This window comes from Streptomyces sp. NPDC050617 (assembly GCF_040654795.1).
GTDB lineage: Bacteria > Actinomycetota > Actinomycetes > Streptomycetales > Streptomycetaceae > Streptomyces.
Genome location: NZ_JBFAIS010000001.1, coordinates 516287 through 530248 on the forward strand (window position 1 = coordinate 516287; position 13962 = coordinate 530248).

The 13962-nt window shown below is 73.3% G+C and carries 13 protein-coding genes and 1 pseudogene; 9 read left to right on the top strand and 5 right to left on the bottom strand.

Annotation, left to right across the window (positions count from 1 at the left end; genetic code table 11):
- Nucleotides 1-887: 887 nt before the first annotated feature.
- The 4 genes from AB0I49_RS02155 to AB0I49_RS02170 all read left to right on the top strand — a co-directional run bounded on the left by AB0I49_RS02155 (nt 888) and on the right by AB0I49_RS02170 (nt 3952).
- Nucleotides 888-1013 carry a hypothetical protein gene (locus tag AB0I49_RS02155; protein WP_363224825.1) on the top strand — a complete coding sequence of 42 codons (126 nt, stop codon included), beginning with the start codon at nt 888-890 and terminating at the stop codon, nt 1011-1013.
- Nucleotides 1014-1176: 163 nt separating this feature from the next.
- Entirely contained in the window at nt 1177-2151 is a 975-nt protein-coding gene (locus tag AB0I49_RS02160) for a ParB N-terminal domain-containing protein (RefSeq protein ID WP_363224826.1), read from the top strand.
- Nucleotides 2152-2534: 383 nt separating this feature from the next.
- Nucleotides 2535-3620 (top strand): 4-hydroxyphenylpyruvate dioxygenase, encoded by a 1086-nt coding sequence (gene hppD, locus AB0I49_RS02165; protein WP_363224827.1) that lies wholly within the window; start codon nt 2535-2537, stop codon nt 3618-3620.
- 107 nt (nt 3621-3727) lie between these two features.
- Nucleotides 3728-3952, top strand: a complete 225-nt coding sequence (locus AB0I49_RS02170; RefSeq protein WP_363224828.1) for an MbtH family protein — start codon at nt 3728-3730, stop codon at nt 3950-3952.
- A gap of 130 nt (nt 3953-4082) precedes the next feature.
- On the opposite strand, the gene AB0I49_RS02175 is transcribed toward AB0I49_RS02170, so the two are convergent.
- Nucleotides 4083-4607, bottom strand: a complete 525-nt coding sequence (locus AB0I49_RS02175) for a DUF6314 family protein (protein ID WP_363224829.1) — start codon at nt 4605-4607, stop codon at nt 4083-4085.
- Nucleotides 4608-4779: 172 nt separating this feature from the next.
- On the opposite strand from AB0I49_RS02175, the gene AB0I49_RS02180 reads away from it, so the two are divergent.
- On the top strand, nt 4780-6015 hold the full coding sequence (locus AB0I49_RS02180; RefSeq protein ID WP_363224830.1) for a serine hydrolase domain-containing protein: 1236 nt from the start codon (nt 4780-4782) through the stop codon (nt 6013-6015).
- Between the two features lie 56 nt (nt 6016-6071).
- Nucleotides 6072-7616 (top strand): alpha/beta hydrolase, encoded by a 1545-nt coding sequence (locus tag AB0I49_RS02185; protein WP_363224831.1) that lies wholly within the window; start codon nt 6072-6074, stop codon nt 7614-7616.
- A gap of 50 nt (nt 7617-7666) precedes the next feature.
- Here the strand turns inward: AB0I49_RS02185 and AB0I49_RS02190 are convergent, their stop codons facing one another.
- The 3 genes from AB0I49_RS02190 to AB0I49_RS02200 all read right to left on the bottom strand — a co-directional run bounded on the left by AB0I49_RS02190 (nt 7667) and on the right by AB0I49_RS02200 (nt 11119).
- Entirely contained in the window at nt 7667-8854 is a 1188-nt protein-coding gene (locus AB0I49_RS02190) for a magnesium and cobalt transport protein CorA (protein WP_363224833.1), read from the bottom strand.
- A 199-nt stretch (nt 8855-9053) separates the two neighbouring features.
- Nucleotides 9054-10409: a diaminopimelate decarboxylase gene (gene lysA, locus AB0I49_RS02195; RefSeq protein ID WP_363224834.1), complete on the bottom strand. Its 1356-nt coding sequence runs from the start codon at nt 10407-10409 to the stop codon at nt 9054-9056.
- A 236-nt stretch (nt 10410-10645) separates the two neighbouring features.
- Nucleotides 10646-11119, bottom strand: coding sequence for an SAV_915 family protein (locus AB0I49_RS02200; protein ID WP_363224835.1), 474 nt, complete (start codon nt 11117-11119; stop codon nt 10646-10648).
- Between the two features lie 261 nt (nt 11120-11380).
- Here AB0I49_RS02200 and AB0I49_RS02205 point away from each other — a divergent pair, with 261 nt between their 5' ends.
- The 3 genes and pseudogenes from AB0I49_RS02205 to AB0I49_RS02215 form a co-directional block, all read left to right on the top strand.
- Nucleotides 11381-11977, top strand: a complete 597-nt coding sequence (locus AB0I49_RS02205; protein ID WP_363224836.1) for a TetR family transcriptional regulator — start codon at nt 11381-11383, stop codon at nt 11975-11977.
- Nucleotides 11978-12299: 322 nt separating this feature from the next.
- Complete coding sequence (locus AB0I49_RS02210; RefSeq protein WP_363224970.1) at nt 12300-12530, top strand: hypothetical protein; 231 nt, start codon at nt 12300-12302, stop codon at nt 12528-12530.
- Nucleotides 12491-12817 (top strand): annotated as a pseudogene (locus tag AB0I49_RS02215) (RNHCP domain-containing protein); the annotation flags it as partial. The gene AB0I49_RS02210 and the pseudogene AB0I49_RS02215, both read left to right, overlap by 40 nt.
- Nucleotides 12818-13025: 208 nt before the next feature.
- Here the strand turns inward: AB0I49_RS02215 and AB0I49_RS02220 are convergent.
- Entirely contained in the window at nt 13026-13811 is a 786-nt protein-coding gene (locus AB0I49_RS02220; protein WP_363224963.1) for a LuxR C-terminal-related transcriptional regulator, read from the bottom strand.
- Nucleotides 13812-13962: the final 151 nt, after the last annotated feature.

Sequence of the window (13962 nt, forward strand, 5' to 3'; positions counted from 1 at the left end):
GGCCGGCGGGGGAACCGGCCACGAGAGGGCGGTCGAAGACCGGGCGACGCCGTCCGATTCCTGGTCGATACGGCGTCCACCAGGAGTTCTTCCAGTATCGCCGGCATGGGGACCCGAGCACACCGGGCACGTTCCGTTGATTGTGCGGCCAAAGCTTCCGGGGAGATTACCCGGTGCCTCGCATATTCCCCGATAGGGGTACCGAATCCGAACTCATGATTTCATCGGGCCGTCGGCGCCGGATTTCCGCACGGCTCTGGACCGTGATTCTCGATGGCCTATACCTTTACTGACGTGCCCGCGACGACCCCGCGTCCCCGCTGGTCGTAGCGGGTCGAGCAGCGCCGGATGGTCCGTACCGGAAAGACCGGGGCGGTCCGCCGGATGACGGTGACATGGCCGCGGGTGAAAGCGGGGCGGCGGCTCTCAGGGGTCGCGTCGTCCCGGCGGAGGAGGCCCCCGGGCGGCGAATACCCCGGCAAGCCGACGACAGTGGGCCCGCCGCCAGAAGTTCCTTACGCATAATGCAGTACCGAGTTGTCCCCTCCGGCAACTGCCCCGGATAAGCGAATCATGGCACCACGAGTCCGGCGGCTTCGGATAGGGGTGCCTGACCGGTAAAGACGCTGTTAGAGTCGGAGTCCGAATAGGGGAAATTCGCCGCCGGTACACGGCACTTGACGCATGGCGGGGCAACGGGGGGAGGGCGCGTGGGTTTGGCGACGGACGGAATCCTGCAATTCGACGGGATACGCGCGATACGCGGTTTCGGCCGCACCGCGGCAGACGGCGACGGTGAGGATGTGTTCCTTCATACATCCGCCTTCGCGGGGGAACCAGGGGGACCGGGAGATCCGACCCCGGAAGCGCGTATCGAATTCCAGATCATGGCCGGCGAGTACGGCGAGTACGGCGGGTACGGGGCGCACGGCGGGCACGACGACCGACAGCCCGTACCGGCACGGCGGGCCCTGACCGGGCCCGTCCGGCAGTACGGCCGGGCCGATGTCTGACCGGCAGGGCGGCGCCATACGCCGGGGCAGACCAGCGGGGGAGCGCTGCGCGGCGGCCTCGCATGAGTCGCCAGGTGCGCCGACGCACGCCTCGGGCGTGCCGACGCTCACCTGCGCACGGGGGAAATCAGATCGTGAGGAGCTGGCGTTGGAGCCGGGGCAGGTGCGATTCGATCAGCAGATGGCCGTCGGAGTGGAGATCAGCGCGCTCTCAGTGGCCGATTCACCGAGGATCTCCGGGGAAGATCCGGAACACGTCAAGGCGCTGACGGTGGCGCAGACCGAGCTGCCGCCGATCATCGTGCACCGCGCGACGATGCGGGTGATCGACGGAGTGCACCGGCTGCGGGCCGCCATGCTCTGCGGCCACGACAAGATCGCGGTCAGATTCTTCGACGGCGACGAGGCCGACGCCTTCGTGCTGGCCGTCGAGTCGAACATCGCGCACGGCCTCCCGCTGTCCCTCGCGGACCGGAAGCGCGCGGCCGGGCGCATCATCGACTCGCACCCGCAGTGGTCGGACCGGATCGTCGCCTCCGTCACGGGCATAGCCCCCGGCACGGTCGCCGAGATCCGCAGGCGCCGTACGGGCGGACTGACCGCGGTGAGCAGCCGGATCGGCCAGGACGGACGCATCCGCCCGGTCAACGGCACCGAGGGGCGCAGGCTCGCCAGCGAGGTCATCGCGGAGAACCCCACCCTCTCGCTGCGGCAGATCGCGCGGGCGGCCGGGATATCCCCCGAGACGGCCCGCGACGTACGGAACCGGCTGCGCCGGGGCGAGGACCCGCTGCCCAAGCCGCGCGGCAAGGGGCGCGTCGCCGCGCGGGCGACGGCGCAGGTCAGTACGGGCAAGGGGTTCGGCACCGGGACGGTACCGCAGCGCGCGCCGGTGCAGGACCGCACGGCGACCGTGGAGCGGCTCAAGGCGGATCCGGCGCTGCGGATGAGCGAGACGGGGCGCACCCTGCTGCGGCTGCTCGCCATCCACACGGTCAGCGCCGAGGAGTGGGAGGAGATCATCGACAACATTCCGCCGCACTGCAGCAACATCGTGGCTCATCTGGCCGGCGAATGCGCGGGGCTGTGGGCGGAGTTCGCCCTCCGCGTGGAGCGGCGGGTGGCCGAGACCGTATAGCTCTCCGGCGGCCGGGGGACGGCGGCTCGGGAGCCAGGGGGATGTGAGGAATCGGGGGCATCGGGACATCGGGACAGCGGGGGAATCGGGACATCGGGGGAATCGGGGAATCGGGGAATCGCGCCGGAGGCTCTCCGGCGCGGCGTCCAAGCGCGGGAGTCGGCCGGTTGGACGGCGGTCGTCGTTCCGGGGCGCGACGGGCGGACGGGACCGGCGCGCGGGGCAGGAAGCGCGCGCCGGAGCAGCGGTCCGCGGTGCGTGGTCTGCGACCCGTGGTCTGTGGTCCCGATCCCCTGCCCCCGCTCTCAGGCCCCCGGCCCCCGGCCCCCGGTCCGCAAGAAGGTGCACACATGGGGAAGAGGCTCACACATGGGGGAATTTGGATGGACGTTCATGCGATAGACCATCTTGAGCTGTACGTCGAGGACGCCGAGGAGACGGCCGCCCACCTGCGCGACGCGTACGGATTCACCGTGCGCGGACGCGGCGGCCCCGACACCGGCCTGGGCAACTGCCGGACGGTCCTGCTCCGGCAGCGGGACATCGCCCTCCTCGTGACGTCGGCGCTGCCGGGCGGCCACCCGGCCGGCGAGTACGTGGACCGGCACGGCGACGGGGTCGCGGTCATCGGACTCGAAGTCGACGACGCGGACGCCGCGTTCTCCGAGGCCGTGGAGCGCGGCGCCGTGCCGACCGCACCGCCGACGGTGCTCGGCGCCGCGGGCAACCGCGTGGCCTTCGCGTCGGTGCTCGGATTCGGGGACGTGGAGCACCGCTTCACTTCCCGCGAGGCGCGGGGCGCGCCCTTCGCGCCCGGCCTGATCGAGGAGAGCGGGCCCGCCGCCCCGGCCCGTACGGCGCTGTTCGAGACCGTGGACCACATAGCGGTCTGCCTGCCCGCGGGCGAACTCGAGCACGCCGTACGCCACTACCAGGAGGTCTTCGGGTTCGCCCAGACCTTCGAGGAGCGGATCGTGGTGGGGCACCAGGCCATGGACTCGAAGGTGGTGCAGAGCGCTTCGGAGAAGGTGACGCTCACCCTCATCGAGCCCGACATCACCCGCGAGCTGGGACAGATCGACGCGTTCGTGTCCGCGCACGGCGGCGCGGGCGTCCAGCACGTGGCCTTCCTCACCGGCGACATCACGCGGGCGGTCCGCTCCGCCTCCGACCGGGGCGCGCGCTTCCTGTCCACCCCGGCCGCGTACTACGACACGCTCACGGAGCGGGTCGGCGACCTGTCCGTACCCGTGGCGGAGCTGCGGGAGCTCAACGTCCTCGCCGACCGGGACAGTTCGGGCGCGATGTTCCAGATCTTCAGCGAGTCCCGGCATCCGCGGCGGACTCTGTTCTACGAGCTGATCGAGCGGCGCGGGGCGCGCACGTTCGGCAGCAACAACATCAAGGCGCTGTACGAGGCGGTGGAGCGGCAGCACGCGCTCTCCGACTCCACGGCGCCGTCGGCGTGAGGGGCGTACCCGGCCCGCGCACGCGGGCGCCGGGAACGGCCGCCTCCATGACCATCGCCGGCGCCACGGTCACCATCATCGCCACCGCCACCGAAAAGGACTGAATCATGACCAATCCGTTTGACAACGAGAACGGCACTTTCCTGGTGCTCGTCAACGACGAGGGGCAGCACTCCCTGTGGCCCGCCTTCGCCGAGGTGCCCGACGGCTGGGACATCGCGCACGACGAGGACACCCGGGCCGCGTGCATCGCGTACATCGAGGAGAACTGGACCGACATGCGGCCGAAGAGCCTCATCGCGGAAATGAGCGCCGACCGGCAGACGGCCTGACCCCCCGGCGGCCGGCACCCCGGCCGCGGGGCGGGAAGGGGCGCGTGGCCTCGGACCGGGCGGGCCGCAACGGCCCGCCCGGTCTCTTCGCGCGCCGGTCCGGGCCGGCTGCCGTACGGCCGGGCCGACGCTACGGACGGTCCGGCGCGCCGGTCCCGCGCCGCCGGTAGACGGAGCGCAGCAGCTGGTCCTTGGCCGGGCCGCCCACCCGCCAGCTCACCCGCCACTCGTCCGGCGAGACGACGGTGAACCCGCCCTCGTACAGGTCGTCGACGCAGGGGTGCCGCGCGTCCCAGACGCCGGTGCGCAGATCGAGGTCGTGGAACGGGCGGCCGTCGGCGAACGCCACCTCCGCCGTGCCGTCCGGCCGGGGGGACAGCCGCAGGGTGCGACTCGCGGGGCTCACCGCGCCGCCCCAGGTCAGCTCGCCCTCCTCGATATGCAGCAGCACCCCGTCGCCGTCGCCGCCCCCCTCGTCCGCGGGGCGGAAGACGGCCATGCCGTGGAAGCGGCCGCTCGTGCCCGCGCTCAGGTCGAACAGTTCCCGGTCCACCGTCCACGTTCCGGACAGATAGGACGCGGCATCGGGAACGGGGTGGGCGGCCCCGGCCGGGGGCCGGTCGTCCGGGTGCGGGGGCGGTGCGACAGAAGCCATGGCCCCATTGTCCGGCCCCCTCGCACGTCGGCGCGGCGCGGGGGCGCCGGAGGGCGCGGCGGGCTCCGCGCAATCGGGTAACCCCCACCATTCGAAGCCGACTTGGGTGCACCCGATGCCGGGGAGCGGGCCCCATTGGCGGCGCGCCGGGGGTGCTGGAGGCTGCTGAGGCATGACAGCAGTTCGCAGAGAACCTTCGAACACGCCTGCCCCGGCGGTCGCCTCGCGGTCGTCCGTCACCCGCCGCCAGATCCTGCGCGGTACGTCCGTAGCGGCCGTGGCCGCGCTGGGCGCGGGGTCCGGACTGGGCGCGGCGCACGCCGCGCCGCCGCGCCCGCCCGGCAGCCGGGCCGCGCCCGACCTGGCGGCGGTGCGCGGGGTGCTGGCCGGTCTGATCGAGGCCGAGGGGCTGCCCGGCGCGCAAGCGGTGATCACCGACGCGGACGGCCGGGTGCGAGAAGTGGGCGCCGGGGCCGGCGACCTGGCCTCGGGCCACCCCTACCCGCACCGCTCCCGGCTGCGGGTGGCCAGCCACACCAAGACGTTCATCGCCACGGTCGTGCTGCAACTGGCGGCGGAGGGACGGGTGCGGCTGGAAGCGCCGGTGGAGCGCTATCTGCCCGGCGTGGTCCGCGGCCACGGCAACGACGGCCGCCGCATCACCGTGCACCAGATGCTCCAGCACACCAGCGGCCTGCCCGACTTCCCCGAGGACCTGACCGACGAGACCCCCGGATACTTCACCCCCGAGGAGGTGACCCGGCGCATCCTGACCCAGCCGCCGGAGTTCCCGCCCGGCGAGCGGTGGTCTTACTGCAACCTCAACTACATCCTGCTCGGCATGGTCATCGAGCGCGTCACCGGGCACGGCTACGAGCACGAGGTGGAGCGGCGCGTCATCGCGCCGCTGGGGCTCCCGCACACCTACTGGCCGCGCTGGCCCGAGCAGCGGCTGCGCGGCCCGCACCCGAAGGCGTACGCGACGGTGGCGGGCGGCGGCCACCGGGAGATCACCTTCATCAACACCTCGGTCATCGGCTCGGCGGGAGCCCTGGTGTCCACGGCACAGGACCTCACCACGCTCTACTCCGCCCAGCTGGCCGGGGAGCTGCTGCCGCCCGCGCAGCTCGCGCGGATGCGCGACACCATGCCCGCCGACATCGCCCGCGGCGCCGAGTACGGGCTGGGGCTGGCGAGCTACCCGATCGCCGGGGGCGCCGGCGGCCGGTACTGGGGCCACGGCGGCACCGTCGACGGGACCCGCACCCGCGGCGGGGTCACCGAGGACGGCCGGGCCGTGTTCGTCGCCGTCAACGAGGTCCCCCGGCGCGAGGACGCCTCCCAGGCGGTCGTGGACGCGGTCGACCGCATCTTCCAGCTCGTACCGAAGGCCGCTGCCACCCGCTGACCACGCGTCAAGTGATGGCCTGTCAACTGATGATCCCCACAAGGAGAACACCCTCCATGAAGAGACTGCGACCCTTGCGCCGCACCGCGGCCGTCGCCGCGCTGGCCGCGGCCACCGCCGCCGGACTGCTCGCCCCCGTGCAGACGGCCTCCGCCCAGCAGCGCCAAGAGCCCTCCGGCATCGACAAGTTCACCCAGCAGAAAGTGCGTTGGGAGAAATGCGGCGTCAAGGACCTCGACCAGGCCGGGGCGCGGTGCGCGTCGATCCGCGTGCCGCTGGACTACAGCCGGCCCGACGGACCCACGCTGTCCGTCGGCTTCTCCCGGATCAAGGCGACCGACACCCGCCACCGCGTCGGGCTGATGATGCACAACTCCGGCGGCCCCGGCGGCCCGACCCTCGACATGCCCCTCGAATCACGGGCCGCCATGGGCGAGAAACTCGCCGCCCGCTACGATCTGATCGGCATGGACCCGCGCGGTGTCGGCCGCAGCAGCCCGCTGCACTGCGGCACCAGCGGCCACTGGCTCCGCTCGGCCGGCTACGACGACGCCGGATTCCGCGCCCAAGCCCGCTACGAGCAGCGCCTCATGGCGTCCTGTCAGCAAAAATACGGGAAGAAGATGGCGTATCCGCGGCACTTCACCACCCGCAACACCGCCCGCGACATGGACCTGCTCCGCGCAGTCCTGGGGGAGCGCAAGACCTCCTACTTCGGCGTCTCCTACGGCACCTACCTGGGCGCGGTCTACGCGAACATGTTCCCCGGCCATGTCGACCGGCTGCTCCTGGACAGCGCCATGGACCCCGGCCGGTACGGCGTCCAGGCGTTCCGGGACATGGGGCGGGTCAACGAGGAGTTCATGGACGCCTGGGCGCGCTGGGCGGCTCCCCGGAACAGCGCCTACGGATTCGGCGACACCCCCGCCAAGGTGCGCGCGACCGTCGAGGGCATAGCCCGCCAAGCCGCCCGCGAGCCCCTGAAGGTCGGCCCGTACACCGCCGACGGCCAGCAGGTGCCGGCCGCGTACGCCATGATGATGTCCGACGACCGGGACTTCGCCGAGGCGGCGAAGAACATCCGGATCCTGTACGACGCGGCCCAGGGGCGCACCGTGGAGCCGACCGAGGCGCTGGCCGCCGCGTTCGGCAGGCCTGACGCGGCGATGGACAACCAGAACTCCCTCCAGATGTCCCTGATATGCGCGGACCGGCAGGCCCCGCGTGACCTGTCCTGGTACCGGAAGAACGTCGAGGCGAGCCGGGCGAAGAACCCGCTGTACGGGCCGCTCGCCAACGGCGTGTCCCCCTGCGCGTTCTGGCCCGGCGGCAAGCCGGCCGAGCCGCCGATGCTCTCCGGCAATGATGTGCCCGGCCTCATCGTCCAGTCCACCGGCGACCCGCGCACCAGCTACGCCAACGGCCAGGGCCTGCACCGCAAGATGCCGAACTCCCGGCTCATCACCCTCAAGGCGCGGGTGCACGGCGTCTACGGCACGTACCAGAACGCCTGCGTGGACCGGCAGGTCAACGACTACCTGAGCACCGGCCGGCTGCCCGCGAAGGACACCACCTGCGAGAAGGCCCCGGCAGGCCGCTGACGCCCCGCCAGGTCCCCGAGCGGCGCGGCCGGCCCGTACGCGTCACGGCGTCACAGCCAGCCGCGCCGCTTGAAGATGAAGTACAGGCTCACGCAGACCAGCGCCATCAGGCCGATCGCGAACGGATACCCGAGCAGCCAGTGCAGCTCCGGCATATGGTCGAAGTTCATGCCGTAGATCGTGCCGACGAGGGTCGGCGCGAAGAGGATGGCCGCCCAGCTGGAGATCTTCTTGACCTCCTCGTTCTGCTCGAAACCGGCCTCGGCGAGCGCCCGCATCTCGGCGTTCTGCTGCTGGGTGACCAGCGTCGCGTTGACGGCGAGGATGTCGGCGAGCGCCGACCGGAAGCCGTCGACGCGCTCGCTGGTGTGGGTGACGTGGTCGGCGACGTCGCGGAGATAGCGCTGCAGCTCCTCGTCCGTGCCGTACTTCGTGAACCCCGCCATCAGCCCCCGCAACATCCCCACCAGCGGACGGGTGGCGCGCTGGAACTCGACCATCTCGCGGGAGAGTTCGTAGATGCGCCGCGACACGGCGGGGTCGCCGCCGAACACCTCGGTCTCGATCTCGTCGATGTCGTTCTGCACGCCCTCCACGACCGGCGCGTAGCCGTCGACGACCGCGTCGAGGATCGCGTACAGCACCGCCTCCGGGCCCAGCGCCATCAGCTCGGGCGTGGCCTCCATGCGGCTGCGCACGGTGGACAGGTCGGGGGCCGCGCCGTGCCGGACGGTGATGACGAAGTCCGGGCCGACGAAGACGTGCAGCTCGCCGAAGTCCACCTCCTCCGGGGCGTCGAGGTAGCGGGCGGCGCGCAGCACGACGAAGAGCGTCTCGCCGTACCGCTCCAGCTTCGGGCGCTGGTGCGCTTCGAGCGCGTCCTCCACCGCCAGCTGGTGCAGGTCGAACTCCTCGGCCAGCGAGACCAGTTCGGCCTCGCTGGGGCGGTGCAGCCCGATCCACGCCATGCCGGACGGCTCCGCGTGCAGCTGCCGGTAGGTCTCGGCGAGGGTGGCCGGGGTCGCGACGCGGTGGCCGTCCCGGTAGACCGCCGCCTGCACGATGCTGCCCCGGCCCGTCGGCTCCGCCGCGCGGGGTTCGCCGTCCGCCGGCGGGCCCTCCGGCGCGCCCGGCGCTCCGGTCGCCGCGGTCGCTCCCGGCGAGCCGGCGGGCCGGAGCCAGCCGTGCTTCTTGATGGAGGCCCCCGTCTTCCGGGGCGGTTTCCGGCGGTCGGGCATCGGGATTCCTTCACGGTCGCGGTCGCTGGGACATCGGCGGGCACACCGGGCGGACGCCGCCGCCCGGCCCGCGCTGTGACCGGACCGCTTCGGACCGCTGGAGCACAATGCAGGATATACGTGCGCAATCACGCGACCGCGAAAGAGGGGCGGACCGCGGCCGGGGGCCGGCGTGCGCGCGTCCCGGCCGCGGTCCCGTTCACTCGCCGACGTCGCGGCTCCGCAGGTCCGCGAGCGTCTCGCGGCGTACGAGCAGCCGGGCGTGGCCGTCGCGGACGGCGGCCACGGGCGGCCGGCCCACGAGGTTGTACCCCGAGGCCATGGAGACGTGGTACGCGCCGGCGGCCGGGACGGCGAGGAGGTCGCCGGGGCGGATGTCCGAGGGCAGCTGGACGCCCTCGGCGAGGACGTCGCCCGCCTCGCAGTGCCGGCCGACGACCGTCACGGCGCGGGGAGCCGCGTCGGAGGCGCGGCCCACCAGCCGGACGGTGTAGCGGACCCCGTACAGGGCGGGACGCGGATTGTCGCTCATGCCGCCGTCGACGGCGACGAACGTGCGGTCGCCGGTGTGCTTGACGGACAGCACGTGGTACAGCGCGACGCCCGCCGGGCCGGCGATCCACCGGCCCGGCTCGATCGCCAGCCGGGGCACGGGGAGCCCGAACTCCGCGCATCGCAGGGCGAGTTCACCGCCTACCCGGTCCGCGTACGCGCGCGGGTCCACGGTCGGTTCGCCCGCGCGGTAGGGGATCGCGAAGCCGCCGCCGAGGTCCAGTTCGGGCAGCGTCACGCCGTGCCGGCCGCGGATCTCGGCGAGCAGCGGCACCAGCCGCCGTACGGCCGTGACGTACGGGTCCAGGCCGGCGATCTGCGAGCCGAGGTGGCAGTGCAGCCCGACCAGGTCCAGCCGGGGCTGGCCGAGAATGCGCGCGACGGCGTCCGCCGCCTCGCCGCCCGCCACCGGAAGCCCGAACTTCTGGCCCTCCACCCCGGTCCGTACGGCCGCGTGCGCGCCCGCCTCCACGCCGGGCACGACGCGCACCAGCACCCGCTGCCGGCTGCCCGCGGGCACCAGGGCGGCGAGCCGGGCGATCTCCCCGGTGGAGTCGATGACGATCCGGCCGACGCCCAGCCGCAGGGCGGTACGCAGGTCGGCGGGGCTCTTGGCGTTGCCGTGCAGGACGAGCCGGGCGGCCGGGAACCCCGCGTGGGCGGCCAGTTCCAGCTCGCCCGCCGAACACACGTCGAGGGACAGCCCCTCCTCCTCGACCCAGCGGACCATGGCGCGGGAGAGGAACGCCTTGCCCGCGTACGCGACCTCGGCGTCCGGGAGCGCCGCCCGCCAGGCGCGGGCCCGCGCCCGTACCTCCTGTTCGTCGATGATGTAGGCGGGGGTGCCGAAGCGGTCCGCGAGACGGGCGAGCGCGACGCCGCCGACGGCGAGGTCGCCCGACGGCAGGACCCGCGTCGACGCGGGCCACGGTGAGGCCGCCGCGTCCACGTCGGCGGGCGGCGGGGACAGCGGCGTGGGTACGGGCGCGAGTGACAGAGACATGGGAGTGCCTCCTTCGGGGGCAGAGCGGAGGGAGCGGGGGACCGCTGCGGGGGCCGTCGAGCGGGTGGGTAGGGGCGGGCGTGCGGAGGGGGACCGGGCGCGTGGCCGGGCCCCCGCGTGGGGGGGGGCCGGGGCACACGGGCGGCCGGGAACGCGCGAGCAGCCGGGGACATACCGGGTGCCGGGGCCATGGGAGCAAGCGCCGAGCGGCGAGCGGCGGGCGGGGAGCGTTCGGCTCAGGTGAGGAATGCCTGGAGGGCGGCCACGGCCGCCGCCGCGCCGGTCACGCGCAGCGCGCCGGCCGCGTCCGGGTCCCAGGAGGGCCGCCGGGGCGCACGCGGCTTCGGGCCTGGCTCCGCCTGCCGCGCCTTCGGGGGGCGGGCGGTGAGCAGCGGGTCCACCGAGAGCCGTGCGATGCCGAGGGGTTCGGCCAGCGCCAGCACGGCGGGCCGGGCGAGCCGGATGAAGGGCTGCTGCGGGCCCAGGACGTGCGAGAGCCGCCGCCTGGAGGTGAAGGCGACGGCGGTTCGGGTGCCGAGCGGGGTGCGGAAGACGCGCAGGGCGAAGCCGGCGGGGCAGGTCCGCACGGGTACGTACAGCGGTCCTGCCGCGCGACTATCGGAGGGCTCGCCGTCCTCCGCGGCGCAGGGGGAGCCGGCGGAGCGCGGCTCGGCGGTGAACGTGTCGGCGGGGGTGCGGCTGATATGCATGACGGTCCTTGCAAGGCGTCGGAACAGTGCACTCCACACGCTAGGCCGCCCGCGGCGGCCCGGTACCGGGCCCTGACATGCTGTTGATTCCCCTTCACGCTGATTTGACGGGCCGTTGACGTCGAAGACGCACAAGGGCGCGGGAGGCCCGCCCCACGGGGCCCGGGGAACGCCGGACCACGGGGCTCCGGAGAGGCCGGAGCGCGGCCCCGCCCCCCCGGCCGGTGACCTGTCAACGGCCGTTGGCCTACAGTCGGTGGAGTGACGACACAGACCGGGAGCGACGGGCGCGGCGAGCGCGAGGACCGTGCCGTGCGGCGGTCGGACGGCACGCGCGCCGCCATCCTCGACGCCGCCCGCCGCCGCTTCGCCGAGCACGGGTACGAACGCACCACCATCCGCGCCGTGGCCGCCGACGCCGGTATCGACCCCGCCATGGTCATGCGCTACTACGGCAGCAAGGACCGGCTCTTCGAGGCCGCCCTCGCCATCGACCTGCGCCTGCCCGACCTGCGGGACGTGCCCCGCGCCGACATCCCGCGGCGGCTCGTGCGCCACTTCCTCGACCGCTGGGAGGGCGACCCCACCGACGACGCGCTGCTGCTCCTGCTGCGCTGCGCCGTCACCAACGAACGGGCCGCCGAGCGCGTACGCGGCCTCCTCACCGGTCAGGTCGCTCCCGCGCTCGCCGCCGTCACGGACGACCGCCGCCTCGGGCTGCTCTCCTCCCAGCTCCTCGGCCTCGCCCTCACCCGCTATCTCCTGCGCGTCCCCGTCGTCGCCGACCTCACCGCGGACGAGGTGACCGACCTGTACGCGCCCGCCGTCGCCGGGCTCCTCGGCCTGGACGCCCGGTAGCCCCACCCCCGCCGGCCCTCCTGCCGCCTCCTGTCGCCTCCGCCGAAAACCTGTTGCCGGGATGCGGGGGCACCGGTTTTCATCGAGGACGACACGCGACCCCGGCAACTCGGCCGGGGCGGTGCGGAAGAGGTGGTGTTGTATGCCCGGGGCCCCGCGGAACCGCTCTCGTCATCGAGGACGTTCCGCACCGTCGGCGCTGCCCCCGCGGCAGGGCTGACACGGCACGTACTCCTCGGGCGCGAGCGGTGATCGTACGGTCCCGTCAGCTCGCAGCAGCCAGGAGTCCTCTTCACCATGTCCCGCGACCACAGCGACCAGCATGAACACCACGACCAGCATGGACACCGCGACCGACAAGAACGTCGCGACAGGCGAGAACGCCGTGACCGACAAGAACGTCGTGACCGCCGCGACCACCGCGAATACCGCGACAGCGACAGCGCCAATGAATTCCGTGAATATCGCGATCACCGCGAACCGCGCACCACCGCCAAGCAAGCGCGTGTCCTTTCCTTCCGCTGCCTCAACTGCGGCCTCGACGTACCGATGAGCGCCGCCGGCACCAGCCACCGCAATCACTGCCCCAACTGCCTGTGGAGCCGTCACCTCGACGACACCCCCGGCGACCGGGCGGCCGACTGCGGTGCGCGGATGGAGCCGCTCGCCATATCCGTCCGCAAGGACGGCGAGTGGGTGATCGTCCACCGCTGCTCCGGCTGCGGCGTTCTGCACGCCAACCGGACGGCGGGCGACGACAACGCGCTGCCGCTCACACGGCTCGCGGTCCGCCCACTGGCCCAGCCGCCGTTCCCCTTTGAACGGCTGGCCGGGCTGTGACGTACCAGGTGTGAGAACCGAGGGGGTGACCCGTCACGGGGGTCGGGTCACCTCCTCGGGCAAGTTCACTCGAACGAGTCGTCATTTCGCGGTGCGTTCACCCCATGGTGGCGCGCCGACGACGGTCACCCCAGGGCGGCACCTCACCGTGAGCCACCGCGCACCACTGCTCCACCGGACCCGGCGGCGCACCGTCACGCCCCGCGCGTCACGGCAGCAGCCCCGCCCGACGGGCCGCCACGACCGCCTCCAGCCGGGTGTGCGCGCCCAGTTTCCGCATCGACGACCGCAGATAGCTCTTGACCGTCTCGGGCCGCAGCCCGAGCCGCTCCGCCGCGCCCGCGTTCGTCGTGCCCGCGGCCACCTGCGTCAGCACGTCCACCTCGCGCGGCGACAGCTCCACCGCCGGCCGGCCCCGCTCCGGCACGGCGCCCGAGGCCGCCGCCAGCCGGCCGCACGCCGCCAGCAGCTCCCGCCGCAGCCCGGGGTCGGTCACCTGGTGGGCCAGCACCCGCAGATCGCCGTGCGCCTCGCGCACCTCCTCCCACACCGCCGGATCGGCCGACGGCTGCCGGACCATGGACAGCAGCCGCCGCGTCTCGTCCCGCACGGCGAGCGCCTGCTCCAGCTCGCGGGCCGCGTCGACCGCCGCCGACAGCGGCCGGTCGCCCAGCGTGAGCGGCTGGCGCAGCGCCCCGTACAGGACGCCCCGCACCCGGCCCCGTACGACCACGGGCACCGCCAGTATCGAGCGCAGCCCCTCCGCGGCCACCGCGGCGTCGTACTCGTGGCTGATCACACGCGAGGCGTGGTAGTCCGTCACGGACAGCGGCCGGCTCAGCGTGGCGGCCTTGCCGCCGAGCCCCGCTCCCGGCCGGATGGCGAGCCCGCCCAGCGCCCCCGACTCCGTGCCGGCCAGCTCCGAGATCCGGAACTGGCGCGGCCCCGCGAACAGCCCGCCGAAGACGACCGGCAGCCCGCTGCACCGGCGCATCCGCAGCAGTGCCGCGCGTACCTCTGTCGCCCCGTCCGGATGTGCCACGGCCTTCTCCCGAATTCGCGGATTGCGGCCACCCCCGTCCGGGGGTGGTGAGACTCAGATCACTCGTCGCACGATGCTAACGAGCGGGTTCTGCAATGAGGAG

Bases quoted from the DNA above. Each gene is read 5' to 3' on its own strand.
- hppD (WP_363224827.1), top strand. From the start codon at position 2,535: ATGGACGTTCATGCGATAGACCATCTTGAGCTGTACGTCGAGGACGCC.
- AB0I49_RS02220 (WP_363224963.1), bottom strand. From the start codon at position 13,811: ATGCGCCGGTGCAGCGGGCTGCCGGTCGTCTTCGGCGGGCTGTTCGCG.
- AB0I49_RS02200 (WP_363224835.1), bottom strand. From the start codon at position 11,119: ATGCATATCAGCCGCACCCCCGCCGACACGTTCACCGCCGAGCCGCGC.
- AB0I49_RS02180 (WP_363224830.1), top strand. From the start codon at position 4,780: ATGACAGCAGTTCGCAGAGAACCTTCGAACACGCCTGCCCCGGCGGTC.
- AB0I49_RS02155 (WP_363224825.1), top strand. From the start codon at position 888: ATGGCCGGCGAGTACGGCGAGTACGGCGGGTACGGGGCGCACGGCGGG.
- AB0I49_RS02175 (WP_363224829.1), bottom strand. From the start codon at position 4,607: ATGGCTTCTGTCGCACCGCCCCCGCACCCGGACGACCGGCCCCCGGCC.
- AB0I49_RS02190 (WP_363224833.1), bottom strand. From the start codon at position 8,854: ATGCCCGACCGCCGGAAACCGCCCCGGAAGACGGGGGCCTCCATCAAG.
- AB0I49_RS02210 (WP_363224970.1), top strand. From the start codon at position 12,300: ATGAACACCACGACCAGCATGGACACCGCGACCGACAAGAACGTCGCG.
- AB0I49_RS02185 (WP_363224831.1), top strand. From the start codon at position 6,072: ATGAAGAGACTGCGACCCTTGCGCCGCACCGCGGCCGTCGCCGCGCTG.
- AB0I49_RS02170 (WP_363224828.1), top strand. From the start codon at position 3,728: ATGACCAATCCGTTTGACAACGAGAACGGCACTTTCCTGGTGCTCGTC.
- lysA (WP_363224834.1), bottom strand. From the start codon at position 10,409: ATGTCTCTGTCACTCGCGCCCGTACCCACGCCGCTGTCCCCGCCGCCC.